The following is a 25,470-nucleotide window of genomic DNA, read 5'->3' as shown; positions in this document are numbered from 1 at the left end:
CGCCCAGGAAGCGGCCCCCGAGGCGCCCGCCCAGGAAGCGGCAGTGCCCGCGGCCCGTCCCGCGCCGTCCCCGGCCGCGTTCGCGGCCCGGCCCAAGGCAAAGCCCTCCCCGGCGGCACCGGCAGCCGCCCCCGCAACGGTGTCCTCCGCTGCCTCGCTGGCCGAAGCCGCCCGCTGGGGCCGAGTTGAAGGCGACGGCCACGTGTTCCTCACCGTGGACGGCGCCGAGCACCCCGTCGGCCAGTACCCGGGCGTCAGCGATGACGAAGCCCTGGGCTACTTCGCCCGGAAGTACGATGACCTCCTCGCCCAGATCGTCCTGCTGGAACAGCGCGTAAACTCCAAGGCGCCCACCACGGATATGCAAAAGACTGTCACCCACCTGCGCGAGCAGCTGGCGGAGCGGAACATGGTGGGCGATCTCCGCTCCGCAGAGTCGCGCCTGGACGCCCTGGCCGCGCAGATCACGGAGCTGGAGAAGGCAGAGAAGGCCGAACACGACGCCGTCCGTGCCGCCGAGCTGGCGGCCCGCGAGGCCATCGTGGCCGAGGCCGAGGAGATTGCCGGCCACGATCCGGCGCAGATCCAGTGGAAGACCTCCAGCGCGCGGATGAACGAACTCTTCGAGAGCTGGAAGACCGCCCAAAAGGGCGGCGTCCGGCTCGGCCGCAACAATGAAGACGCCCTCTGGAAGCGGTTCCGATCAGCCCGCACCGTCTTTGACCGGCACCGCCGCGCCTACTTCTCCCAGCTGGACAGCAACAACTCGGCAGCCAAGGCAGCCAAGGAAAAGCTGATCGCCGAGGCCGAGGCTCTTTCCACCTCGACCGACTGGGGCTTTGCCGCCGGCGAGTACCGCCGCCTGATGGACCAGTGGAAGGCTTCCCCGCGCGCAAGCCGCAAGGACGATGACGCCCTCTGGGCCAGGTTCCGCGCCGCACAGGATGTCTTCTTCACGCACCGCCAGACCGCGAACGACGAGATCGACCAGGAATACGGCGCAAACCTCGTGGTGAAGGAAGCGCTCCTGGCCGAGGCCAGCGAACTGCTTCCCATCAAGGACCTCGCCGCCACCAAGAAGGCGCTTCAGTCCATCCGCGACCGCTGGGAAGAAGCCGGCAAGGTTCCGCGGGCGGACATGGCCCGGATCGAAGCCGGTCTGCGCAAGGTTGAGGACGCTGTCCGTCACGCCGAGGAGGAGAACTGGAAGCGCTCCAACCCGGAGACGAAGGCCCGCACCAACAGCGCGTTGACCCAGCTGGAATCGGCCATCGCCGGACTCCGGGATGACCTGGCAAAGGCCGAAAAGGCCGGCGACCAGCGTAAGATCAACGCCGCCAGGGAAGCGCTCGAAGCCCGCGAGGCATGGCTGGAGCAGCTCGAGAAGTCGGCAAGCGAACTCGCCTAGCAGGCACGCCCCGCCAGCACTGCGCGCAGCAACCAGTAGCAAGCAGCCAGCCGGCACCGCAGGCCCCGTTTCGGTTATCCACATGACCGGGACGGGGCCTGTTGCTGTCCCGGGGAGCGCGGCACGATGGCTGAATGGTCATCCCGCCCGGCTCCCCTGCCGTTCCCGGCTTTCATCCGCCCGGCTTTCATCCACCCGGCTTTCATCCACCCGGCACTCTTCGCGCGCACGGCATGGCTGCGCGCCCCGCTCGCGCCGCTGCGCCCGATCCGCCGCCTGTCGAGCTGTACTCCCCGGGCGGGCTCTTCTCCTGGCCCGAGCTGCAGGCGATGGCGTCCGACGGCGTGCTGACGCAGCTCTACCAGCGCGGGTACCTGCCGCCGGGTGCCCGTCCCACGCCGCAGCTCCGGGCCCGGGCCGCAGCCGTCCTGATCCGTCCGGCTATCCGCCAGCGCGTCGTGGCGGGCAGGATGACTGCGGCCTGGATCTATGGCTGCGCGCCGGAACCCGACCGGCTGGCACTGCTCGTGGACGCAAGCCGGAGGATCTCGAGCCTGAGGTCAACGCGCGGGTGCACCTTGCACGAGGTGCGGCTCGGCCGGTTCGACGTCGTGAGCCTCGGCGGGCTCATGGTTTCGAGCCCGCTGCGGACCGCCGTGGACATCGCCCTCCATGTGGATGCCAAACGGGCGGTCCCTGCCCTGTGCGCCCTGGTGGAGCACCCTGAACTCGGTCTTGGACTCCGGGTACTCACCCTCGCCGTGGACGCGATACCAAGGATGCCGCATAAGCGGCAGGCACTGGAGACGCTTGCCTCGGTCCGGTCCGGCCAGGCGCCGTAACTGCGGGCACCGTAACTGCAGCCACCGTAACTGCAAGCGACCCAGCGGCCAGGCGCCGGGTTCCCAGGGACCTGGCTGCCGGCTCCCCCGGGCGCCGGGCCGCCCGCCGCCTAGTTGCGCCGGCGGCTTCCGGTGGTGCGGTAGACGTCGAACACGCCGTCGATCCGGCGGACGGCGCTGAGCACGTGGCTGAGGTACTTGGGATCGCCCATTTCGAAGGCGAACTTGGAGATCGCCACCCGGTCCGTGGACGTGTGCACACTGGCTGCCAGGATGTTGACGTGGTTGTCCGAGAGGATCCGGGTCACATCCGAAAGCAGGGACTTGCGGTCCAGCGCCTCGACCTGGATTTCCACCAGGAACACGCTCGACTGGGTGGGCGCCCACTCGACCTCCACGATCCGGTCGGGCTGCTCCAGCAGGCCCGTGACGTTCGTGCAGTCCGTCCGGTGTACGGAGACGCCGGAGCCGCGGGTGACGAAGCCGAGGATCGGATCGGGCGGCACCGGCGTGCAGCAGCGGGCCAGCTTGACCCAGACGTCGTCCACGCCCCGGACCACCACGCCGGAGTCCGAATAGCGGGCCTTGCTGACCTGGGTGGGGATGGAGACCTCGGTGAGATTGTCCTCCGGCGCGTCGTCCCCGCCCAGGCTGGCGATGAGACGTTCCATCACGGACTGCGCGGACGTGTGACCATCCCCGACCCCGGCGTAGAGCCCGGAAATATCCGTGTACTTGAAGTCCTCGGCGATTGCGGCGAGGGCATCGTGCGTCATGAGCCGCTGCAGGGGAAGGTTCTGCTTGCGCATGGCCTTGGTCAGCAGCTCCTTGCCGCGGTCGATCGACTCTTCGCGGCGTTCCTTGCTGAACCACTGCCGGATTTTGTTGCGGGCGCGGGCGCTCTTGACGAAGTGCTGCCAGTCCTGGCTGGGACCGGCGCCTTCGGCCTTGGACGTGAAGATCTCCACCCAGTCGCCGTGGTTCAGTTCGCTGTTGAGCGGCACCAGTTTGCCGTTGACCCGCGCACCGATGGTGCGGTGGCCCACCTCTGTGTGGACGGCGTAGGCGAAGTCCACGGGCGTGGAGCCGGCGGGCAGCGCCATGACCTCGCCCTTGGGGGTGAAAACGAACACCTCCCGGGCATTGATCTCAAAGCGCAGGGAGTCCAGGAACTCGCCGGGGTCGGAGGTCTCCTGCTGCCAGTCGACGAGGGACCGCAGCCAGCCCATGTCGCCGTCGCGCGGGCTTCCAGGCCCGGCAGCGGCACGGTTGGGCTGATCCTTGTATTTCCAGTGCGCCGCGACACCGTACTCGGCGCGGCGGTGCATTTCGTGCGTGCGGATCTGGATTTCCACGGGCTTGCCGCCGGGGCCGATCACCGTGGTGTGCAGTGACTGGTACATGTTGTACTTGGGCATCGCGATGTAGTCCTTGAACCGCCCGGGCAGGGGATTCCAGCGCGAGTGCAGGGCGCCGAGCGCCGCGTAGCAGTCCCTGACGGAGTCGACCAGGACCCGGACGCCCATCAGGTCATTGATGTCGTCGAAGTCCTTGTCCCGGACGATCATCTTCTGGTAGATCGAGTAGTAGTGCTTCGGCCGGCCGGTGATGGTCGCCTTGATTTTGGCCTCGCGCAGATCATCGGTGATCTGGTTGCGGATCACGGCCAGGCTCTTTTCGCGCTCCGGGGTCCGGTCCCCCACCATCCGCACGATTTCCTCATAGACCTTCGGGTACAGGGCGGCGAAGGAGAGGTCTTCGAGTTCCCACTTGATGGTGTTCATGCCCAGCCGGTGGGCCAGCGGAGCGAAGATCTCGAGGGTTTCCCGGGCCTTGCGGGCCGATGATTCCGCGGAAACGAAGCGCCAGGTGCGGGCGTTGTGCAGCCGGTCCGCGAGCTTGATCATCAGCACGCGGATGTCCTTGGCCATCGCCACGACCATTTTGCGCACGGTTTCGGACTGGGCGGCCTCGCCGAAGCTGACCTTGTCCAGCTTCGTGACGCCGTCCACCAGCATGGCCACTTCCGGACCAAACTCAGCCTTGAGGTCCGCCAGCGTGTACGAGGTGTCTTCCACCGTGTCATGCAGGAGGGCTGCTGCCAGCGTCGTGCCGCTGAGACCCAGTTCGGCGAGGATGGTAGCGACGGCTACCGGGTGCGTGATGTAGGGATCACCGCTCTTGCGCTTCTGCCCGCGGTGGCAACGCTCCGCGACGAGGAAGGCGCGCTGGATGAGGTCGAAGTCCTCTTTGGGATTGTTGGCCCGCACGGTACGGAGCAGGGGCTCCAGGATCGGCGAATACGCGGGTGCCCCACGGCCCGTGAGCCGGGCCAGCCTGGAGCGGGTGCGTTCACGTCGGCCGGGGAAGGTCGGCCGGGCTCCGGAGTTGTCCACGGGCACACGGGGGTCGGCGCGTCCGGGAGCCACCACACCAGTCTGCGAACCCTGGGCGGCACCTGTGTCCGCTGGTGCTGCAGGCACCGGCGTCGAACGTTCTTCCAATGAAGCACCCCTCACAAGCCGTTAATTACTCAAGTCTATTCCCGCAGCAGGTTACTTCGATAACCGGCGAAGATAAGGCGACGGGCCGGAGAACGTCACGGATGACGTTCTCCGGCCCGTCGCTTGAAGCCGAGCGGAACCGTTGGGGGCAAATACCGGGCGGCTACGCCGTCGCCGGTGTCGCCGCGGAGGCGTTCTTGGCGGCCGCTTCGGCCCGGCGCTGCACGACGCGCTTGGCCTGCTTGACCATGTCCGGCTCGCCCTGGCGCAGCCAGGCATAGAGCGGAGCGGCGATGAAGATCGTCGCCGCTGTGCCGACGAGGATGCCCACGAACAGGGCGAGCGAGAGGTCCCGCAGTGTGCCGGCGCCGAGCAGCCCGGCACCGATGAACAGGATGGCACCCACGGGCAGGATGGCCACCATCATGGTGTTGATGGACCGGACCAGGGTCTGATTGACGGCGAGATTGACTTCTTCGGCGAACGTACGGCGTGTGGACGCCTGAAGGTCCGCGGTGTTCTCTCGGATCTTGTCGAAGACCACCACGGTGTCATACAGCGAGTAGCTGAGGACGGTCAGGAAGCCGATGATGGCCGACGGCGTGACCTCGAAATCGCTGAGCCCGTAGACCCCGGCGGTGATAAACATCGTCACCAGCATGCCGACGATCGCGGAGAGCGACATCTTCCAGGTCCGGAAGTACAGAGCCATCAGGAAGGCGGCGAGCACGACGAAGGTCACGAGTCCCAGCAGTGCCTGCTTCGTGACGTCAGCACCCCAGGTAGGTCCGACGAACGCCGAGGTCACCTCGTTGTCAGTCACTCCGTAGGCGGAGGTCAGGCCGTCCTTGATCCGGAGGGTCTCGTCGTCGGTGAGCTTGTCCGTCTGGATCCGCATGGTGTTGCCGGCGACGTTGGCCACCCTCGGGATGCTGCCCGGGACAACATCCTGGACTGCCTGTTCGCCGAGCGCCGGATCGGTGTTCTTGACACTGGAGACCGTGAACTCGGAACCGCCGCGGAATTCGATACCGAGGTTGAACCCGCCCTTGGCGACCGGGATGAGGATCGACAGCGCGACAGCGGCGGCCGCGATCAGGAACCAGATCTTCTTCTTGCCGACGAAGTCGTACGAGCGCTTGCCCGTGTAGAGCTCGTTACCGAATGTGGAAAAGTTGGCCATTTACTTGCCCTCCTTGGACGCACTCTTGGAGGAACCGGCAAGCTGGTCCTGTCGTTCCGCGAGGCGTCGTTCTGCAATGGTCATCCGGCGTTCGGCTTCGGCCGAGGCGCCGGTGTTCTTGGCGCGTACCGCCACCGTGGGCTTGTCCTCCGGAGCGCGGACCCGGCCGGCTCCCCGATAGAGGGGAACAGCGCCCAGCTGCTTGGGATCCAGCCCGGAGAACCTGTGGCCCTCAGCAAAGAACTTGGTGCGGGCCAGCAGCTGAAGGGTCGGGTGGGTGAACAGGAAGACGACAATGAGGTCTGCGATCGCCGTCAGGCCGAGCGTGAACGCGAAGCCGCGGACGTTGCCCACCGCCACGAAGTAGAGCACCACTGCGGCCAGCAGGTTCACTGCCTTGGACGCAAGAATGGTGCGCTTGGCACGCTTCCAGCCGTTGTCGACGGCGGAGACCAGGCCGCGGCCTTCGCGGAGCTCGTCGCGGATGCGTTCAAAGTAGACGATGAACGAGTCAGCCGTCTGGCCAATGGCGACGATGAGGCCCGCGACACCGGCCAGGGACAGTCGGTAGTTCTCCGTCCAGCCCAGGATCGCGATGGCAAGGTAGGTCAGCGCGCCCGCCACGAGGAGGGAGGCCACGGTGACGAAGCCGAGCGCCCGGTATTGGAAGAGCGAGTAGATAACGACGAGCAGCAGGCCGATCAGGCCGGCGAGCATGCCCATCCGGAGCTGCTCACCACCGAGGGTGGCCGAAATCTGCTGTTCGCTCTGGATCTCGAAGCTGATCGGCAGGGCGCCGAAGCGGAGCTGGTCCGAGAGGGCCTTCGCCGACTGTTCCGTGAATCCGCCGGTGATCTGCGGGCGGCCGTCGGTGATGACGGCGAGCGAACGCGGTGCCGAGATGACCTGATCGTCCAGGACGATCGCGAACTGTGCCTTCGGGTTGGAGCCGCTCTGGCCGCCGCCGGAAACGTAGAACTGGTACAGGCGTTCGGTGACCTGCTTGAACTTCGAGGTGCCCTCGTCGTCGAACTGGATATTGACGGCCCACTCGTTGGTCACTGCACCTTGGGCGCCGCGCTGCAGCTGGAAGGAGGACCCGGAGATGTTGGAGCCCTTGACTTCAACCGGGCCCAGGATGTACTTGATCGCCGGCGAGTTGGCGGATGCGGGCTCGCACGTGACCAGCGGCTTGGCCGGATCGGAGCGTTCCTGCTTGTCCTGGGACGGGTTGTCGCAGTCAAGCGCCTCGAACTTCTTGTAGACCTCAGCAGTGATCCAGTTGTCGTCGCTGCTGTTCGTGGGCTCGGCGGCGGGTTTGGGCAGCTGGTCCTCCGGCGTCCGTGACTCCGGGGGAACCACCGCGCCGGGGCCGGCCTGAAGGACCGGCCGGAAGTTCATGTCGGCAGAGGCCTGAATCAGCGCGCGGGTTTCCTTGGAGGGGGTTCCGGGGAGGCTTACGACGACGTTGCGGCCGGACTGCGTGCTGATTTCAGCTTCCGCTACTCCCGAACCGTCGACGCGCTGGCGGATGATCGCCACAGCCTGGTTCAGCTGCTCTTCGTTGATGCCCGAACCGCCCTCGACTTTGGGCGCCAGGATCATCTGGGTGCCGCCTTCAAGGTCCAGGGCGAGCTTGGGCGCCCAGCTCGCCTGGCCGGCGACTACGCCGCCCGCCAGGACTGCGGTCATGACGGCGAGGATTACGCCAAGCCAGACCAGCGACCTGACGGCTCTATTTTTGGGGCCAGTTCGTGCCATTGTCGATCTTTCTATTATTTTCGGAGGAACCGCCTGTGCGGAACACAGGGCCCGCGCCGGCGGATGCCCGCAACCGTTACGTCGCGGGATAGCTCAAAGGGCAGACTAGCTGTCTTTCTTGCCTTCGTCATTGAGGCGGCGCAGGGTTTCGTCGGGAGTCTCGCTGTGCGCAGCGCCGTCGTCGGCCACCGGGGTGTCCGTCTTGTCGATGGTCAGGGAGGAGGCGTCGTTGGGAACCACGGCGGGTTCCTCGGCTGCGACAACCGGTTCGACGATCTTGGTGACGGCCTGACGGTGCACAGTGGCGGTGTTTCCCGGGGAGAGTTCCAGCAGGACCTTGTTTTCCGCGTCATCGATTTCCACAATGCGTCCAAAGAGGCCGAAGCTCGTCATGACCTCTACGCCCGGGGCAAACTGTGACTGCAGCGTGGCTGCCTGTTCTTTGGTCTTCTTGTTGCGTCGGAACATCATGAAGACGAAGAGTCCGAGCATGACAAAAAGCAGGATGTTAATTGGATCCACGGGGATAGTTCCGTTCTGTACTTGCGTAGCCGGTTTTCAGCAACGTTGGCTTCGTTCCGGGCTGGCTAGCAGAACATCCAGCAGATGGTCTGGCAGAAAAACCGTGCCCAGCCAACGGCGGCCGGATGGATGCCGCACAAGAAACAAAGACCCGAACGTGCCGAGCGTCATTCCATTCTAAAGGGAAAGCCCGCAAGGTGGTGCTATTGACTGTTACGGATCCGCTCTGGATCAGCTTGTTCGCCCAGGTCTTCATCGTTGTCTTCCGCCTGGAACAGTTCCAGGGGGTCCTGCCCGAAGATCCCGGGCGGCACCGCGAATCCGAGGTGAGTCCAGGCCGGGGCCAGGGCGATCCGGCCCCGCGGCGTCCGGCCCAGCAGTCCTTCGCGGACCAGATACGGCTCGGCAACGGTTTCCACGGTCTCGGTCTCTTCGCCGACGGCGATCGCCAGCGTGGACAGGCCCACCGGTCCCCCGCCGAATTTCAGGATCAGGGCTTCCAGGACGGCCCGGTCCAGCCGGTCCAGGCCGCGCTTGTCCACTTCGTACATGTCGAGGGCAGCGGAGGCGGCCCGTGCATCGATCTGCTCAATGCCGTGCACCAGCGCCCAGTCGCGGACGCGGCGCAGGAGGCGGTTGGCGATACGGGGTGTGCCGCGGGACCGACCGGCGATCTCGCTGAACCCGGCCGAGTTGACCTTCAGATCCAGCAGCCCCGCGGAGCGCCGGAGCACGAGTTCCAGTTCAGCCACGGAGTAGAACTCGAGGTGACCGGTGAAACCGAAGCGGTCGCGCAGCGGCCCGGGCAGGAGACCGGCACGGGTGGTGGCGCCGACCAGGGTAAAGGGCGGCAGTTCGAGCGGGATCGCTGTGGCGCCGGCGCCCTTGCCGACGATGATGTCCACCCGGAAGTCTTCCATCGCCATGTACAGCATTTCCTCGGCCGGCCGGGACATCCGGTGGATCTCGTCGAGGAACAGGACTTCGCCCTCGGAGAGCGAAGAGAGGATCGCGGCGAGGTCGCCGGCGTGCTGGATGGCCGGACCGCTGCTGATGCGCAGTGGGGCGTTCATCTCGGCGGCGATGATCATGGACAGCGTGGTCTTGCCCAGGCCGGGCGGACCGGACAGCAGCACATGGTCGGCGCTCCGCCCGCGCATGCGGGAGGCTTCCAGCACGAGCGACAGCTGTTTGCGGACCCGGTGCTGGCCTACAAAGTCGTGCAGGTTCTTGGGCCGGAGCGCGGCCTCGATGGCGCGCTCCTCCGGCTCCTCTCCCCCGGCGACGAGTGACGGCTCAGCCACGGGCACCTACCCTGTTCCCGGCGCGTGCGCCGTCCTGGCCCAGCCAGCGGAGGGTGGCGCGCAGGATTTCGGCCACGTTGCCCTGCTCGGCCAGTCCGGGTGAATCGGCCAGGGACTTGTCGATGCTCACGGTGGCGTCCTTCTCGGACCAGCCGAGGCTCGTCATGGCGGCGACCACCTGCGGCTTCCACACCGCTTCGGAGGACGGTGCCGGAGCCGCGGCGCCGGCGGTGCCGTGCGGCACGAGCTTCCCGGCCAATTCCAACACGATCCGGCCTGCAACCTTGGGGCCGATTCCGGGCACCTTCGTGAACGCCTTGCCGTCGCCGGAATGCGCTGCAACGCGGATGGCTTCGGGTTCGTGGACGGCCAGGACGGCCAGCGCCAGCCGCGGCCCGACGCCGCTGACGCTGAGCAGGATGTCGAAAACCTCGCGTTCGTCGTCGCTGGAGAAGCCGAACAGCGTGAGCGAGTCCTCGCGGACTATCAGGGACGTGAAGAGCTTCCCCTGCTCACCCTCACGGAGACCGCTGAGGGTCTGCGGCGTCGCGTTCACGCTCATGCCGGCGCCGTTAAGGTCGATCACGGCGGAGGACAGGCCGATGTGCGCTACGGTTCCGCGAAGAAAACTGATCAAGGCCGGGCTCCTGAAATGCCGTTGAAAATAGAAAATAAAGTTGACGAAAGAACCGGCAATAACCGGCTATCCGAACATATCTACGAATACCCTACCAAGTTCCGCGGCAGGACAGCCGGACATTCAGCGTGTGCGGCGCGCTTTGGCTTCGGCCTCCGCCCACGCGCGCTGGGCCGGGGTGAGCGCCTGGCTGCCCGGGCCCGTGGTGGCCGCGCCCTGGCTGGAGGTTCCGCCGCCGGACCGCCACGCGTGGGTGATGGCCAGCGCGAGGGCGTCTGCGGCGTCGGCCGGACGGGGCGGGGCGTCCAGCCGGAGGATCTTGGTAACCAGTTTGGTGACGGCGTCCTTGTTCGACGTGCCGCTGCCGGTGACGGCGGCCTTGACCTCTGACGGCGTGTGCAGGGCCACGGGGATCCCGCGCCGGGCGGCCGCGGCGATCACGACGCCGGAGGCCTGGGCGACGCCCATCACGGTGCTGACGTTGAGCTGGGAGAAGACGCGTTCGACGGCGAGGACGTGCGGTTCGTACTTGTCCAGCCACTCATCGATGGAGGTGGCGATGACAAGGAGGCGCTGGTCCAGGCTCTCCTCGGGGGAGGTGCCGACTACGCCGAACGCCACCATGGTGGCGCGGCGGTTCTTCTCGACGTCCACGACGCCGATCCCGCAGCGGGTGAGGCCCGGGTCGACGCCGAGGACGCGCAGGGTCACTCCGCTTCCAGTGCGGCCTGTACTTCGTCGCTGAGGTCGGCATTGCTGTAAACATTCTGGACGTCGTCGAGTTCTTCCAGCGCGTCCACGAGCTTCATGAACTTTTTGGCGGCCTCGAGGTCCAGCGGCACCTGCATCGACGGCACAAACTCGGCCTCGTCGGTGTCGTACTCGATGCCGGCTTCCTTGAGGGCGTCGCGGATGGCCTGCAGGTCGGTCGGCTCGGAGTGGATCTCGAAGCTGTCGCCGTTGTCCTTGACCTCGTCCGCGCCGGCGTCGAGGACGGCCATCAGGACGTCGTCCTCGCTCAGGCCGTTCTTCGGCAGCGACACAACACCCTTGCGGGAGAAGAGGTAGCTGACGGAACCGGGATCGGCGATCGTGCCGCCATTGCGGGAAATGGCGAGGCGGACCTCGGAGGCCGCACGGTTCTTATTGTCCGTGAGGCATTCGATCAGCAGTGCAGAGCCCTGCGGGCCGCGGCATTCGTACATGATCTCGGTGTAGTCGACGACTTCGCCGGTCAGGCCGGCGCCGCGCTTGATGGCGCGGTCGATGTTGTCGGCGGGAACCGAGGTCTTCTTGGCCTTGGTGACGGCCAGTTCCAGGCTCGGGTTACCGGCCAGGTCAGGGCCGCCCATCCGTGCGGCGACTTCGATGTTCTTGATCAGCTTGGCGAACGACTTGGCCCGTCGGCTGTCGAGGATGGCCTTTTTGTGCTTGGTCGTCGCCCATTTGGAGTGGCCTGACATGCTTTACGCTTCTCCTCTGATCATTCGAATAAACAGTTCATGCACGCGCTTTTCCCCCGTCACTTCCGGATGGAAGGAGGTGGCCAGCAGCTTGCCGGAACGCACAGCAACAATTCTAGCTGTCCCGGCCAGCGCCTCGGGGTGGGAGGCCTTCGAGGGCTCCACCGTGGCGAGCACTTCCACACTGTCCCCGACGCGTTCCACCCACGGTCCGCGGATGAAGACCGCGTGGACAGGGGCAACACCGTCCGCGGTGGCGCTGAACTCCAGGCCCTTGAAGTCGAGGTCTGTCTCGAAGGACTCCCGCTGCCGGCCAAAGGCGTTGCGGCGCACAGCGATGTCGAGGCCACCGAAGGTTTGCTGCGGGTTGCCGGCGAGATCCGTCGCCGGGTCATGAATCTCCTCAGCGAGCAGGATCATGCCGGCGCAGGAACCGTAGACCGGCAGTCCGGAGCGGATGCGATCCCGGAGCGGGTCCCGGAGCCCGAAAAGCCGGGAAAGCTTGTCGATGGTGGTCGATTCGCCGCCGGGGATAATGAGGCCGTCGAGGCCGTCCAGTTCGGCGGGGCGGCGGACGCCGACGCCGGCCGCGCCGGCCTCCTCCACCGCGCGCAGGTGTTCGCGGAAGTCGCCCTGGAGTGCCAGGACGCCGATCCTCAGCCCTGTTCCCGCTCGGGAAGGGGGCGCTGAAGTGGGGTTGGTCATCCGAACAGCTTAGTGGCCTGAAAGCACCGTTGGCCGCCTCCCGGCGGGCTTCCATGCCGCCGCTGGGATATATTACGAAGCATGTTTTACTTCAGCATTCCGCTCGGCAAGCTCGTCCGCCGGGTCTCCCGGCTCCGGGGCGGAGGCTCTGCCCTTCCCGGGCTCGTCGTCGAAAAGATCGACCCCGGCTTCATGCGCAGGACACTGTCCACGCTGCCGCACGGCGTCGCCGTCGTCAGCGGCACCAACGGCAAGACGACCACCACGAAGATGGTGGTGGAACTGCTCGAGAGCCAGGGCCTGAAGGTCTTCACCAACCGCACCGGCAGCAACTTCACCCGCGGTGTGGCCGCGGCGCTGCTCGGCGAAGTGGACTGGCGGGGCCGGCTCGACGCGGATGTCGCCATCCTGGAGCTGGATGAGGCGCACGCCGTGCATTTCGTCCACCAGGTGCCGCCGCGCTACAGCCTCCTGCTCAACGTCCTGCGGGACCAGCTGGACCGGTTTGGCGAGATCGACAAGACCGCTCAGCTGCTGCAGCACATCGCAGCCAAAACCACGGGGACCGTCGTCCTGAACCGCGAAGACCCGCGCGTCGCCCGGATCGCGGAAACTCTCAACGGTCCCGACGTCCTGTACTTCGGCCTGGATGACTCCCTGCTGAGCACCTTCCCGAACGACGACGAAATGCGGGCCGCCCCCGGCAGCCCGGTGCCGCCGGCCCCCGCGAAGCCGCACGCCGACGTCGTCCTCCGGCGGGTGGGCGCCGCGGATGCGGACTTTGAGTACGACGGCGTCACGGCCACCACGCCGATGTTGCTCCGCGGTGTCTACAACATCTTCAACGCCGCCGCGGCGCTGACCCTGGCCCGCGCCATTGCGGTACGGGACGGGCAGGTTGCGGACAACGACGGCCTGCTGAAGGCCCTGGCCCAGGTGGCACCGGCTTTCGGCCGCGGCGAGAGCCTGGTGGTTGACGGCCTGCCGCTGGACCTTGTCCTCGTGAAGAACCCCAGCGGCTTCCGGCTTGGCCTCAAATCCTTCCCGGCGGCGGGCTACGCCACGATGATCGCGATCAACGACAACTACGCCGACGGCCGGGACATGTCCTGGCTCTGGGACGTTGAGTTCGACACCCTCCGCGACGGCGGGGTGGACCAGCTGACCGGCTCCCGGGCCTACGACATGGCCCTGCGCCTGCAGTACGACGACGTCGTGATCGGCGGAGTCAACACCGAGATCCCGGCTGCCCTGGCCACGTTCATCAGCGGGGCAAGGGACAAGCCCAAACGGATATTCTGCACCTATACCGCCATGCTGGCCATCCGCCGCGAGCTCGCCAAAATCACCACAGTGGAGGTGGTCTCATGACCCCCCGTCCCGAAGAAAATGCGAACACGGCATCCTACGGGCACGAACTGCCACCGGAGGACTCCGCCGCCCCCAGCAAGGGAACCATCCGGGTCCTGCAGCTGTACCCGCGGGACATGAACATCTACGGCGATTGGGGCAACGCCCTGGTCCTTGCCCAGCGCCTGCGCTGGCACGGCTACACCCCGGAACTGCTTGAGTACAACGTCGGCGACGAATTCCCCGCCGACGTCGACCTGATTGTGGGCGGGGGCGGTCAGGACAGCGGCCAACTGGTCATCCAGGATGACCTGCTGTCGCGGGAGTCAGTCCTGAAGGACCTGGCCGAGGACGGCACCCCCATGCTGGTGATCTGCGGCCTGTACCAGCTGTTCGGGAAGTTCTTCAAGACCCGGACGGGGTCCGTCATCCCGGGGATCGGCATCCTGGATGTGGAAACCCACGGGACCGACGAGCGGCTGATCGGCAACGTCGCCGTGTCCTCGTCCGAGTTCGGCACCGTCCTGGGCTACGAGAACCACAGCGGCCAGACCACCCTGGGTCCGGGCGTCTCGCCGCTGGGAACCACTGCCAAGGGCACCGGCAACAACAGCAACGACGGCCAGGAAGGAGCCCGCTACCGCAACATCGTCGCGAGCTACCTCCACGGCTCGCTACTGCCGAAGAACCCGGCCCTGGCGGACTTCCTGATCAAGACTGCCGTCGACCGCAAATACGGCAGCTTCTCCCCCGGCGCCCCGGACGACTCCTACGCGGACCTCGCCCGGAAACACGCGGGCCGCCGGCCGCGCTGACGCCCGTGCCGCTGCGCGAGGTATCCGGGTAGCATGGGTCCCGCGGGCCCCAGCCGCGGTCTGTCGCTTATCCGTTGCTCGAACAGGGAGTCCGCCATGGTTGCCCCTCCAGATCCCGAACTGGTTTTCGCCATCCCGGGCGACCTGTCAGCGCCCACCGGCGGCTACGCCTACGACCGCAGCCTCCTGGCCCACCTGCCGGGCTCCGGAATCCGGGTTCGGCACCTTCAGCTCCCGGGCTCGTGGCCGTCTCCCACGGCGGCTGACGTTGAAGAAACCAGGCGGCTGCTCGCATCGCTTCGGGACCGGACCACGGTCCTGGTGGACGGACTCGCGTACGGGGCGTTCCCGGACACGTTGCTCGAGACCTTGGGGAACGGGACCGGCCATCAGGTCATAGCCCTGGTTCACCATCCGCTGGCACTGGAATCCGGACTCGGGGAGGATCAACGCCGGCTGCTGGAGGGAACCGAACGCCACGCCCTGGCATGCGCTGCGCACGTGATTGCCACCAGCGCCTCGACGGCCCGGACCCTGACTCGCGACTTCGGCGTCCCGGCCGGGAAGATCACCACCGCCTGTCCGGGGACACGTCCGGCACGCCGTGCAGAAGGCTCCGGCCGCACGCGCGGGGCAGAACTGCTCTGCGTCGGGTCGGTCTCGCCGCGCAAAGCCTATGGCGTCCTCGCCTCGGCACTCTCCCGGCTGACTGATCTGGACTGGCACCTCACCATCGTCGGCGAGACCGACCGGGTGCCGGGCGAGCACGCCCGCGTGGCCGCCGCCGTGAAGGCCCACGGCCTTGCCGGCAGGGTCACTTTTGCCGGCGTCCTCACGGCAGATGAGCTCGAAGCCGCCTACCACTCCAGCGACGTCTTCCTCATGCCCTCCCTCTACGAGGGCTACGGCATGGCGTTGGCGGAGGCCATGTCCCACGGCCTGCCGATCGTCTGCACCACCGGCGGGGCCGCTGCCGAGACGGTGCCGGACGGCGCGGCTATCAAGGTCCCGCCCGGCGACGCGCCCGCGCTCGGCAACGCCGTCCGTTCGCTCTTGACCGTTCCGCAGCGCCTCGCCGACCTTGGGGAGCGCTCCTGGGCCGCCGGCCGGGCTCTGCCGCCCTGGCAGGACACGGCCGGTCGAGTCGCTGACCTCGTGCGGGCCGTGGCCCGGTCGCTCCCGGAGCACGCGGCATGAGCGGCTTCAGCCCCGAGTGGCTGGACCTGCGCGAACCGGCCGACCACCGGGCCCGGGACTCGGCTCTGGCACAGCAAATGGCTGCCCATTTCGCGGCACGCGCGCATGTCAGCGTGGTGGATCTGGGCTGCGGTTCCGGGTCCAACCTGCGGGGCACCGCGCAGTTCCTGCCGGACCACCAGTCCTGGCGGCTGGTGGACTACGACGCTCAGCTGTTGACCTGGGCCCGGGAACGCCTGGTCGATTGGGCTGACGACAGCCGGTCCGAGGGCGCCCTCCTTCGGCTCCGCAAGGACAACAAGCGCATCGACGTCAGCTTCGCCGAGGCTGACCTCACCCGCGAGCTCACGCAAGTGTTGACGCCGGCTCCGGATCTTGTCACGGCCGCCGCACTGTTCGACCTGGTTTCGGAGCCCTGGCTGGAACTTTTCACGGCTGCCCTCAGCGCGGCCGGGCTGCCGCTCTACACCGTCCTGAGCTACGACGGCCGGCAGGAATGGCAGCCGGCCCACCCTCAGGACGGGCGTGTGCTGCGCGCGTTCAACAGCCATCAGCAGTGGGACAAGGGCTTCGGCCCGGCGACCGGTCCGCGGGCATCGGCTGTGCTGGCCGGGCTGCTCGCGGCGCGCGGGTATGCCGTGCACACCGCCGGCTCACCCTGGCTGCTCGGACCGGAGGACTCGGGCCTCCGGGGCGAACTCGCCACCGGCATCGCCGCTGCCGCGCAGGAGACCAAGGACCTTACAGCGGAGGAAGCCGCCGACTGGCTTGCCGTCCGCCGGGAGCCGGGCCACGCCACGATCGGCCACTCCGACATTTTCGCCACGCCCTAGCCGCATTGAGCCCGGCGCCTACAGATTTCCCGATCGGCGCCTGCGGATTTCCCGATCGGCGCCTGCAGATTTCCTGATCGGCGCCGCCGTCATCCGGCGCCGGCGTTCCGCAACAGCGCCGCGAATTCCGCGGGCCGGGTCGCCGGCCACCAGTGGCCCGCGTCCACCGGCACCACGGTCAGGTGGTCCACCCAGGTTTCGAGGCCATCCACCAGATCCGGCGACAGGAACGGGTCCCGGCTCGGCACCACCACCTGCACCGGCATCGCCACCCGCGCTGCCGCCGGCCACCTCCGGGCGGCGAACATGTTGCTCCGGTAGAGGGCCAGTCCGCGGACCGGGTCGTCGCCGACGTCGCGCTTCGCCACCTGCGCGTACCGCCGGGTGAGGAACAGCCGCCAGGCGGCCTCCGGCAGCACCGGGAGCAGGAAGGCGCCGATGTACCAGCTGCGCAGCAGCTGCCCGGCCAACTGGCGCCAGGCCCGCGGGCTCCGGTACCGGGAGCGAACCCAGCGCGAGAAGTGGCGCAGGTCCGGACCGGAAATACTGGTGTACCGGCTGATCAGCGCGGCGGCGCGCGGATCCTGCACGGCGGCCCAGCCCTGGATCGATCCCCAGTCGTGGCCCACCAGGTGCACCGCCGAAGCGCCGACGGCCTCCAGGACCGCAAAGACGTCGTCCACCAGCGTGGCCAGGCCGAAGTCCCCCGGGCTGCCGACGATGACGGATGCGCCAGCGTTGCGCGTGTCGTAGGCGACCACGTGGTGTGTCGTCGAGAGCTCGGCGATGGCGGGGAGGAACACCCGGTGGTCATCGGGGTAGCCGTGCACCAGCAGCAGGGTCGGCACACCGGCAGCGGGCTGCCGGCCGTACTCGAAGACGGCCAGCCGGGCCCCGCGCACGTCGACGTTCCGCCGTCGTGCGGCCAGGGCATCCAGGGGATCAAGGGGGTCAAGGGGATCAAGGGGGTCAAGGGGCGCCATGGCTACCCCTCCTTCGTGATCAGCAGCTCGTGGGCGCCTGCCGTGGCAGCGCCCATCGACTCCACGACAGTTTTGGTGCGCAGACGCGTGGCCGCGTCGGCGGCGGCACCCGCGCAGGGTCCCTGCGGGGCATCGGCGGCCGCGGAGCACCAGCGGTAGGGTCCGCGGACCATGACCGACGGCGCCCACGCCAGGTCCGCGGCTGTCCACGTGCCCGCCTTGTCCTGGCTGAACTGCGCCCGGACCAGCAGGCCCTCGTTGTTCACCGCATAGCCCGGAGACAGCTCGGTGATGCCGTTGCCCAGCCCGTAGGCGATCCACGTGCCCTTGTAGTGCTCGATCGGCAGCACCGAATGCGTGTGGTGGCCGTAGATCATGGTGAACTGCCCGCTGTCGACGAGGGCGTGGGCGACGTCCCGCTGCTGCGCGTTGGGCACACTCGAGTACTCCTCACCGGCGTGCATGACGCCGAGGACAATGTCCGCGCCGAGTGCCCGGGCCTTCTTCGCCTTGGCAATCATGGCCGCGGCATCGAGCATGTCCACCTGCCAGGCCGCCTCGGGCACCTGGCCGTTGAGGCCGTAGGTTCCCTCGATGACGGCGATCTTTGCCGCCGCAGTCTGCAGGATGAGGACCCCCTGTGAGTCGGCCTCGGTCCGGTACGACCCCGTGTGCTGCAGCCCGGCGGCGTCAAGGGCATCCAGGGTCCGGACCAGCCCGGCGGTCCCCCGGTCAATGGTGTGGTTGCTCGCCGAGGTGCACGCCTGGTAGCCCACCTGCTGGGCTGCTGTGGTGATCTGCGGAGGAACGTTGAAGGAGGGATACGCCGAGAAGGGCCCGGTCGGTCCGGCCACCGGGGTCTCCTGGTGGCAGATCGCGAGGTCGCTCTTTTCGAGGTACTTCCGCTGGCCCTCCAGCAGCGGACCGAAATCCAGCCCTTTGGCCCCGGCGGCCAGTGCGTCCGCACGCGCCTGCTCCCAGAGCTGGGCATTGACCAGCATGTCTCCGGTGACCAGTACGGAGGTACAGCGGACCGCCGCGCAGGCGGGTCCCTTCCCCGGCGTCGGTGCCGCGTCCGGCGTCGCGTCCGGCGTCGGAGTCGCGCCCGGCGTGCTCGGCGTGCCCGTCGTCGTGCCCGGCGTGCCCGGCGTGCCCGACGGCGTCTGTGCGGGCGCCGCCGTCGCCGTGCCGCCTTCTTCCGCCGAAGGGCTGGAGCCGTTCTTGTTCTCGCTGGCGATCATGCCGCAAGATGCCGTCGAAACCACAAGCAGCGTTGCGGCGGCGGCGGCCAACAGCCGTCCGCGAAAAGTTTGGTTGGTATTCCCCATACCGAGCATCCTACGGTGACGACGGTCACAACACGCGCAGCGGGCCGTTGAGAAGCGTCCCCTGACATGAAAGAGTTACTTCATGACTAATCCCCTGCTGAGCCCCAGCACCCTGCCGTTCGGCCTGCCGCCCTTCGCGGACATCGAGGACGCGCACTACGCCGAAGCCGTGGAGGCCGGGCTTGCCGAGCACCTCGCCGAGATCCAGGCGATCGTGGACAACCCCGAGCCCGCCAGCTTCGAGAACACTGCCCTCAGCATGGAGCAGTCCGGACGGCTGCTGGACCGTGCCGCGGCGTCCTTTTTCACCCTCGTCTCGGCGCACGCCACGGAGACAATCCGCGAGCTGGAAACGCGCCTCTCCCCGCTCTTCTCGGCACACCAGGACGCCGTCTACCTTCACCGCGGCCTCTTCGACCGCTTCGCCGCGCTGGACACGACGGACCTCGACGCCGAGTCCGCCCGGCTCGTGGATGAGTACCTCAAGGAGTTCCGCCAGTCCGGGATCCAGCTCGACGCGCCGGGCCAGGACCGGCTCAAGGCCGTCAACGCCGATCTCTCCCGGCTCGGCACGGAATTCGGCCAGCGCGTGAAAGAAGCGATGAAGGCAGCGTCCCTGCTCCTGGACGACCCCGCCGAGCTCGCCGGGCTGGCCCCGGACGACGTCGCCAGCGCGGCGGAGGCCGCCCGGACGGCCGGTCACGAGGGCAAGTTCCTGCTCACCCTCATCCAGCCGAGCAACCAGCCCGCCCTGGCCTCTTTGGCTAACCGGGACGTCCGCCGCCGCCTGTACGAGGCCTCCGTCGGCCGGGGCAGCACCGGCGGCAGCCTTGACGTGCTGGAGCTGGTCAAGGACATGGTCCGGCTCCGCGCCGAAAAGGCGGCCCTGCTCGGCTTCGCCAACTTCGCCGAACTCAGCGTGGACCAGCAGACCGCCCCGGATTTCGAAGCCGTGCAGGCCATGATGAACCGGCTCGCCCCTGCCGCCGTCCGGAACGCCGACGCCGAGGCCGAGGCCCTCACCGAGATCGCCGGCCATCCGCTCGAAGCCTGGGACTGGGCCTACTACTCCGCCAGGGTCAAGCGTGAACGGTACGCCGTGGACGAGCAGGCCCTGCGTCCCTTCTTCGAGCTGGACCGGGTCCTCAACGACGGTGTGTTCTTCGCCGCCAACGCCCTCTACGGCATCACATTCCACGAACGCAGCGACCTCGCCGGCTATCACCCCGATGTTCGTGTCTGGGAAGTCCGGAACTCCGACGGCACCGAGCTGGGCCTGTTCCTGGGCGACTACTTCACCCGGGAGTCCAAGCGCGGCGGCGCCTGGATGAACTCCCTCGTCGAACAGTCCGGCCTGCTGAAGACGCGGCCTGTCGTCATCAACAACCTGAACATCTCCAAGCCGGCGGCGGGCGAGCCGACGCTCCTGACCCTGGACGAGCTCCGCACCACCTTCCACGAGTTCGGCCACGCCCTGCACGGACTCTTCTCCGCCGTGACCTACCCCCGGCTGGCCGGCACGTCCGTGCCGCGGGACTTCGTGGAGTACCCCTCGCAGGTCAACGAAATGTGGATTATGTGGCCCGAGGTGCTGGCGAACTACGCGCGGCACCACGCCACCGGCGAGGCCCTGCCGCAGGACGTCGTGGCCAAGCTCGATGCCGCAAGCCTCTGGGGTGAGGGCTTCGGCACAACGGAATACCTGGGCGCCGCCCTGCTGGATCTTGCCTGGCACGTCCTGGACGGCTCGGAGATTCCGGCGGACGCGCTGGAGTTTGAGGCCAAGGCCCTGGCGGCCGCAGGGGTGGCGCACAGCCTGATCCCGCCGCGTTACCGGACCGGCTACTTCCAGCACATCTTTGCCGGGGGCTGGTACGCGGCCGGCTACTACTCTTACATCTGGAGTGAGGTCCTGGACGCCGAGACGGTGGAGTGGTTCAAGGAGAACGGCGGACTGACCCGCGCCAACGGTGACTTCTTCCGGGCGGAGCTGCTCTCCCGGGGAAACAGCCGCGATCCCCTCGCGTCGTTCCGCGCGTTCCGCGGCCGCGACGCCGGACTCGAACCGCTGCTCAAGCGCCGCGGCCTCGAATAGTCCCACGGGCGGAATCGACGACGCCGGCCGGTCACCCCAGAAGGTGACCGGCCGGCGTCGTGCTTAAGGCTTTGCTGCTGCTACCAGCCGCGCTCGGCGAGCCGGTGCGGCTGCGGGATCTCGTCGACGTTGATGCCGACCATGGCTTCGCCCAGGCCGCGGGAGGCTTTGGCGATCTCGTCCGGATCATCGAAGAAGGTGGTGGCCTTCACGACGGCGGCGGCACGCTGGGCCGGGTTGCCGGATTTGAAGATGCCGGAGCCGACGAACACGCCGTCGGCGCCGAGCTGCATCATCATGGCGGCGTCCGCCGGGGTGGCGATGCCGCCGGCGGTGAACAGCACGACGGGGAGCTTGCCGGTGGCGGCAACTTCCTTCACCAGTTCGTACGGGGCCTGCAGTTCCTTCGCCGCGACGTAGAGTTCGTCCTGGGCCATGCCGGCGAGCTTGTTGATTTCCGACCGGATCTGGCGCATGTGCGTGGTGGCGTTGGAGACGTCGCCCGTGCCGGCTTCGCCCTTGGAACGGATCATGGCCGCGCCCTCGTTGATGCGGCGCAGGGCCTCACCGAGGTTGGTGGCACCGCAGACGAAGGGGATCGTGAAGTTCCACTTGTCGATGTGGTTGGCGTAATCGGCCGGGGTCAGGACCTCGGACTCGTCAATGTAATCAACGCCGAGGGTCTGGATGACCTGGGCCTCGACGAAGTGGCCGATCCGGACCTTGGCCATGACCGGGATGGACACGGCTGCGATGATCGCCTCGATCATGTCCGGATCGGACATGCGGGACACGCCGCCCTGGGCGCGGATGTCGGCGGGAACGCGTTCCAGCGCCATGACTGCCACGGCACCGGCATCCTCGGCGATGCGGGCCTGCTCGACGTTGACCACGTCCATGATGACGCCGCCCTTGAGCATCTCCGCCATGCCGCGCTTGACGCGGTTGCTGCCCGTGATGCTCCGGGCGGACGCGCCGGCTTCGCTGCTTACATCAGGTGTAGACACAAAAACCCCTATGGGTAGATAGATGACCTCGCCGGAGGCGCGGCCGGCACACAAATGCTGACCTTTCACACCCCGGATTACCGGATCCATTGGCCGGTAGAGCTAATACTAGTCCCCAGCCGCGACCCGGCAGAATTCCGGTGACACCCGTGCGTCCTGCCGATCCTGCGCGCTCAGGAGGCCGGTCCGGCTGCGCTGCCTGTGGGCTCTTCGAGCGACTGGCGGCGCACCACGAGGATCCGCTGGATGAGCGTCACAAGGCTTGCCGCGGCCAGGAGGCAGAGGGTGACCAAGAGGACCACGGTGGGCAGGCCCAGGCCGGTGAGCCCGGTGACCACCAGCACGGACACCAGCCGTTCGGCGCGCTCGGCTATGCCGACGTTGGCCTGGAAGCCCAGCGCCTCGGCCTTGGCCCGTGAATAGGACACCACCATGCCCAGGACCAGGCAGACGACGGCGGCGATAGCCACGCTACTGTTCGCGCCCCCGGTGAAGAACCAGACGGCGACGCCGGCGAACAGGGCGCCGTCGGCAACCCGGTCCAGGGTGGAGTCCAGGAAGTTCCCCCACCGGCCCCCGCTTTCCTGCATCCGGGCCATGATGCCGTCAATGACATCGGAGAAGATGAAGGCGGTAATGAACAGCGTGCCCCACAGGAGCTGGCCCAGCGGGTAGAACACCAGTGCCCCCACCACGACGCCGAGCGTGCCCACGATGGTCACCGCGTCCGGGGAGACACCGATCCGCAGCAGCCACCGGGCCAGCGGGGAAAATAGTGCGGTGAAGAAGCCGCGCGCGTGCCTATTCAGCATCCGTTGTCCCCGCCGTCTCGTCCCGGGACACCATTTCCCCGGCCCAGGCCTCGGAGACCTGCTGCCGGACCTCGCCAAGTGTCTGTGTGATGGCCTTGGTCTGGGCAATGATCGGGAAGAAGTTGCCGTCCCCGCCCCAGCGCGGCACCACATGCTGGTGCAGGTGGCCCGCGATCCCGGCGCCGCCCGTGACGCCCTGGTTCATGCCCAGGTTGAAGCCGCCGGGATTGGCCACCTTGCGCAGCACGCGCATGGCCGTCTGGGTCAGTCCGGCGAACTCGGCCGTCTCCTCCACCGTCAGGTCCGTGTAGTCCGGGATGTGGCGGTAGGGGCACACCAGCAGGTGCCCGGGGTTATACGGGAACAGGTTCAGCACGACGTAGCAGGTCCGCCCCCGGTGCACGATGAGCGATTCCTCGTCCTCGCGTTCGGGCGCGGCGCAGAACGGGCAGTCGTCCGGGTTCTTGAACTGGTGCTGCCCGCCTTTGATGTACGCCATGCGGTGGGGCGTCCACAATCGCTGGAACGCGTCCGGAACCCCGGCCAGGCCAAAGCCGTCCGTCACGCCGTCGTCGCCCGGATACTCCGGCCCGGCCCCCGTGGTTTCCTGCACGCCCGCCCCTAGCTGGTCCGGTTGCGGACGGCGTCGACGATCCGCTGGACGGCTTCGGAAACCGGCACGCCGTTTTCCTGGCTGCCGTCGCGGAAGCGGAAGGACACGGCGCCGGCCTCGGCGTCGTCCCCGCCCGCGATCAGCACGAACGGGATCTTGTCCTTGCTGGCCGTGCGGATTTTCTTCGGGAAGCGGTCCGAGGAAATGTCCACTTCAGCCCGGATGCCCGCGGCCTTAAGCTGGTCGACGACGTCGAACATGTAGTCGTTGAACGCCTCGGCCACCGGGATTCCGACCACCTGGACGGGTGCCAGCCAGGCCGGGAACGCCCCCGCGTAGTGCTCGGTCAGGACACCCATGAAGCGTTCGATCGAACCGAACAGGGCGCGGTGGATCATGACGGGGCGCTGGCGGGTGCCGTCGGCGGCCTGGTATTCGAGTTCGAAGCGCTCGGGGAGGTTGAAGTCCAGCTGGATGGTGGACATCTGCCAGGTCCGGCCGATCGCGTCGCGGGCCTGCACGGAGATCTTCGGGCCGTAGAAAGCGGCTCCGCCCGGATCCGGGACCAGGTCGAGGCCGGATTCCTCGGCGACCTCGGCGAGGGTCTGGGTGGCCTCCGCCCAGATCTCGTCGGTGCCCACGGACTTTTCCGGGTCCTTGGTGGAAAGTTCCAGGTAGAAGTCGTTCAGCCCGTAATCCTTGAGCAGTGCGAGGACGAAGTTCAGCGTCTTGGTGAGCTCATCCTTCATCTGCTCGCGGGTGCAGTAGATGTGGGCATCGTCCTGGGTCATGCCCCGGACCCGGGTGAGCCCGTGCACGACGCCGGACTTCTCGTAGCGGTAGACGGATCCGAACTCGAACAGCCGCAGCGGCAGTTCGCGGTAGGACCGGCCGCGGGAACGGAAGATCAGGTTGTGCATCGGGCAGTTCATCGGCTTCAGGTAGTAGTCCTGGCCGGGCTTGCGCACGGAGCCGTCCTCGTTGAGTTCCGCATCGATATGCATCGGGGGGAACATGCCGTCGCGGTACCAGTCCAGGTGGCCGGAGACCTCGTACAGGTGGCCCTTGGTGATGTGCGGGGTGTACACGAAGTCGTAGCCGGCCTCGACGTGGCGCTGGCGGGAGTAGTCCTCCATGGCCTTGCGGATGATGCCGCCCTTGGGGTGGAAGACCGGCAGGCCGGAACCGAGCTCGTCAGGGAAGGAAAACAGGTCCAGTTCCACGCCGAGCTTGCGGTGGTCCCTGCGCTCTGCCTCGGCGACCCGCTCCTGGTAGGCCTTGAGGGCTTCTTTCGTGGGCCAGGCGGTGCCGTAGATGCGCTGCAGCTGCTTGTTCTTTTCGCTGCCGCGCCAGTATGCCGCGGAGGAACGGGTCAGGGCGAAGGCGTTGGAGATCAGCTTGGTGTTGGGCAGGTGCGGGCCGCGGCAGAGGTCGCACCAGACGGCGGTGCCGTCCTTGCGCTCAACGTTGTCATAGATGCTCAGCTCCCCGGCGCCCACCTCAACGGAGGAGCCGTCGGCGTCGGAGCCGGCGCCTTTAAGTCCGATCAGTTCGAGCTTGTAGGGCTCATCCTTCATCGCCTCGCGCGCCGCGTCCTCGGTGACCACCCGGCGGACGAACTTCTGGTTCTGGTTGATGATCTTCTGCATCATCTTTTCCAGGGTCTTCAGGTCCTCCGGCGTGAACGGCTCCTCGACGTCGAAGTCGAAGTAGAAGCCGTCGGTGATGTACGGGCCGATTCCGAGCTTGGCGTCCGGGCGCAGCTGCTGCACGGCCTGGGCCATGACGTGGGCGGTGGAGTGGCGCAGGACGTTGAGGCCGTCCGGGGAATCGATGGTGACGCCCTCGATCGCGGCGCCCTCGGGAAGCGGCTGGTCGAGGTCCGTGAGTTCGCCGTTGACGCGGGCCACCACGACGTCCCGGCGCTCAAAAAAGAGTTCCGCGCCGGTGGTCCCGGTAGCCACCTTGGTCTCTTCGCCATCGACGAGAAGGGTGATCTGCAGGGCATCTGACACGGGTGTCTCCTCTAAAAAGTTAAGGCTTCGTAGCTTGTGGCGTACGGGGACCACAGCCAGCCTCGTCCATGCTATCGGTTTCTGGAGAGGCCA

Annotated in this window: 22 protein-coding genes; 7 read left to right on the top strand and 15 right to left on the bottom strand. The window is 67.4% G+C overall.

Annotated features, from left to right (window positions below):
* Positions 1-1,408: DUF349 domain-containing protein (locus BJG92_RS08185; RefSeq protein ID WP_232083531.1), on the top strand; the 1,408-nt coding region annotated here is incomplete at its 5' end.
* A gap of 233 nt (positions 1,409-1,641) precedes the next feature.
* Complete coding sequence (locus BJG92_RS08180; RefSeq protein ID WP_232083530.1) at positions 1,642-2,250, top strand: hypothetical protein; 609 nt, start codon at positions 1,642-1,644, stop codon at positions 2,248-2,250.
* 110 nt (positions 2,251-2,360) lie between these two features.
* Here BJG92_RS08180 and BJG92_RS08175 read toward each other — a convergent pair whose 3' ends face one another.
* From BJG92_RS08175 to pdxT, 9 genes are all read right to left on the bottom strand, one after another.
* On the bottom strand, positions 2,361-4,754 hold the full coding sequence (locus tag BJG92_RS08175) for a bifunctional (p)ppGpp synthetase/guanosine-3',5'-bis(diphosphate) 3'-pyrophosphohydrolase (protein WP_374199776.1): 2,394 nt from the start codon (positions 4,752-4,754) through the stop codon (positions 2,361-2,363).
* Positions 4,755-4,917: 163 nt separating this feature from the next.
* Positions 4,918-5,937, bottom strand: coding sequence for a protein translocase subunit SecF (gene secF / locus BJG92_RS08170; protein ID WP_232083529.1), 1,020 nt, complete (start codon positions 5,935-5,937; stop codon positions 4,918-4,920).
* On the bottom strand, positions 5,938-7,698 hold the full coding sequence (secD, locus tag BJG92_RS08165) for a protein translocase subunit SecD (RefSeq protein WP_232083528.1): 1,761 nt from the start codon (positions 7,696-7,698) through the stop codon (positions 5,938-5,940). It lies immediately after the preceding gene.
* Positions 7,699-7,803: 105 nt separating this feature from the next.
* Positions 7,804-8,211, bottom strand: a complete 408-nt coding sequence (gene yajC / locus BJG92_RS08160) for a preprotein translocase subunit YajC (protein ID WP_232083536.1) — start codon at positions 8,209-8,211, stop codon at positions 7,804-7,806.
* Between the two features lie 212 nt (positions 8,212-8,423).
* Positions 8,424-9,524, bottom strand: coding sequence for a Holliday junction branch migration DNA helicase RuvB (gene ruvB, locus BJG92_RS08155; protein WP_232083527.1), 1,101 nt, complete (start codon positions 9,522-9,524; stop codon positions 8,424-8,426).
* Entirely contained in the window at positions 9,517-10,161 is a 645-nt protein-coding gene (gene ruvA / locus BJG92_RS08150) for a Holliday junction branch migration protein RuvA (RefSeq protein WP_232083526.1), read from the bottom strand. The genes ruvB and ruvA overlap by 8 nt, the downstream gene beginning before the upstream one ends.
* A gap of 123 nt (positions 10,162-10,284) precedes the next feature.
* Positions 10,285-10,872, bottom strand: a complete 588-nt coding sequence (gene ruvC, locus BJG92_RS08145; RefSeq protein WP_232083525.1) for a crossover junction endodeoxyribonuclease RuvC — start codon at positions 10,870-10,872, stop codon at positions 10,285-10,287.
* Positions 10,869-11,624: a YebC/PmpR family DNA-binding transcriptional regulator gene (locus tag BJG92_RS08140; protein ID WP_232083524.1), complete on the bottom strand. Its 756-nt coding sequence runs from the start codon at positions 11,622-11,624 to the stop codon at positions 10,869-10,871. The genes ruvC and BJG92_RS08140 overlap by 4 nt, the downstream gene beginning before the upstream one ends.
* Before the next feature lie 3 nt (positions 11,625-11,627).
* Positions 11,628-12,329, bottom strand: a complete 702-nt coding sequence (pdxT, locus tag BJG92_RS08135; RefSeq protein ID WP_232083523.1) for a pyridoxal 5'-phosphate synthase glutaminase subunit PdxT — start codon at positions 12,327-12,329, stop codon at positions 11,628-11,630.
* Positions 12,330-12,410: 81 nt separating this feature from the next.
* Here pdxT and BJG92_RS08130 point away from each other — a divergent pair, with 81 nt between their 5' ends.
* The 4 genes from BJG92_RS08130 to BJG92_RS08115 all read left to right on the top strand — a co-directional run bounded on the left by BJG92_RS08130 (position 12,411) and on the right by BJG92_RS08115 (position 16,524).
* The gene (locus BJG92_RS08130) at positions 12,411-13,700 is read left to right on the top strand and encodes a Mur ligase family protein (protein ID WP_232083522.1); all 1,290 of its coding nucleotides are present in this window, start codon (positions 12,411-12,413) and stop codon (positions 13,698-13,700) included.
* A complete protein-coding gene (locus BJG92_RS08125; RefSeq protein ID WP_269461828.1) occupies positions 13,697-14,494 on the top strand; it encodes a type 1 glutamine amidotransferase in 798 nt (265 codons plus the stop codon). Before BJG92_RS08130 ends, BJG92_RS08125 begins: the two co-directional genes overlap by 4 nt.
* Before the next feature lie 96 nt (positions 14,495-14,590).
* Positions 14,591-15,691: a glycosyltransferase family 4 protein gene (locus tag BJG92_RS08120; RefSeq protein WP_232083521.1), complete on the top strand. Its 1,101-nt coding sequence runs from the start codon at positions 14,591-14,593 to the stop codon at positions 15,689-15,691.
* Entirely contained in the window at positions 15,688-16,524 is an 837-nt protein-coding gene (locus BJG92_RS08115; RefSeq protein ID WP_232083520.1) for a class I SAM-dependent methyltransferase, read from the top strand. Before BJG92_RS08120 ends, BJG92_RS08115 begins: the two co-directional genes overlap by 4 nt.
* A gap of 89 nt (positions 16,525-16,613) precedes the next feature.
* On the opposite strand, the gene BJG92_RS08110 is transcribed toward BJG92_RS08115, so the two are convergent.
* Both BJG92_RS08110 and BJG92_RS08105 read right to left on the bottom strand, forming a co-directional pair.
* Positions 16,614-17,507, bottom strand: a complete 894-nt coding sequence (locus BJG92_RS08110; RefSeq protein ID WP_232083519.1) for an alpha/beta fold hydrolase — start codon at positions 17,505-17,507, stop codon at positions 16,614-16,616.
* Positions 17,508-17,509: 2 nt separating this feature from the next.
* Entirely contained in the window at positions 17,510-18,835 is a 1,326-nt protein-coding gene (locus BJG92_RS08105; protein ID WP_232083518.1) for a CapA family protein, read from the bottom strand.
* Between the two features lie 82 nt (positions 18,836-18,917).
* Here BJG92_RS08105 and BJG92_RS08100 point away from each other — a divergent pair, with 82 nt between their 5' ends.
* Positions 18,918-20,930, top strand: a complete 2,013-nt coding sequence (locus BJG92_RS08100; protein ID WP_232083517.1) for a M3 family metallopeptidase — start codon at positions 18,918-18,920, stop codon at positions 20,928-20,930.
* 80 nt (positions 20,931-21,010) lie between these two features.
* On the opposite strand, the gene pdxS is transcribed toward BJG92_RS08100, so the two are convergent.
* The 4 genes from pdxS to thrS all read right to left on the bottom strand — a co-directional run bounded on the left by pdxS (position 21,011) and on the right by thrS (position 25,377).
* Complete coding sequence (gene pdxS / locus BJG92_RS08095) at positions 21,011-21,937, bottom strand: pyridoxal 5'-phosphate synthase lyase subunit PdxS (protein ID WP_308011638.1); 927 nt, start codon at positions 21,935-21,937, stop codon at positions 21,011-21,013.
* A 173-nt stretch (positions 21,938-22,110) separates the two neighbouring features.
* Positions 22,111-22,749, bottom strand: coding sequence for a phosphatidylinositol phosphate synthase (gene pgsA, locus BJG92_RS08090; protein ID WP_232083516.1), 639 nt, complete (start codon positions 22,747-22,749; stop codon positions 22,111-22,113).
* Positions 22,739-23,362 (bottom strand): HIT domain-containing protein, encoded by a 624-nt coding sequence (locus BJG92_RS08085; protein ID WP_232083515.1) that lies wholly within the window; start codon positions 23,360-23,362, stop codon positions 22,739-22,741. The genes pgsA and BJG92_RS08085 overlap by 11 nt, the downstream gene beginning before the upstream one ends.
* Positions 23,363-23,370: 8 nt before the next feature.
* Positions 23,371-25,377: a threonine--tRNA ligase gene (gene thrS / locus BJG92_RS08080; RefSeq protein WP_232083514.1), complete on the bottom strand. Its 2,007-nt coding sequence runs from the start codon at positions 25,375-25,377 to the stop codon at positions 23,371-23,373.
* Between the last annotated feature and the right edge of the window lie 93 nt (positions 25,378-25,470).

Source organism: Arthrobacter sp. SO5 (genome assembly GCF_020532805.1).
Taxonomy (GTDB): Bacteria; Actinomycetota; Actinomycetes; order Actinomycetales; family Micrococcaceae; genus Arthrobacter.
This window is presented reverse-complemented; position numbering and strand designations above follow the sequence as displayed.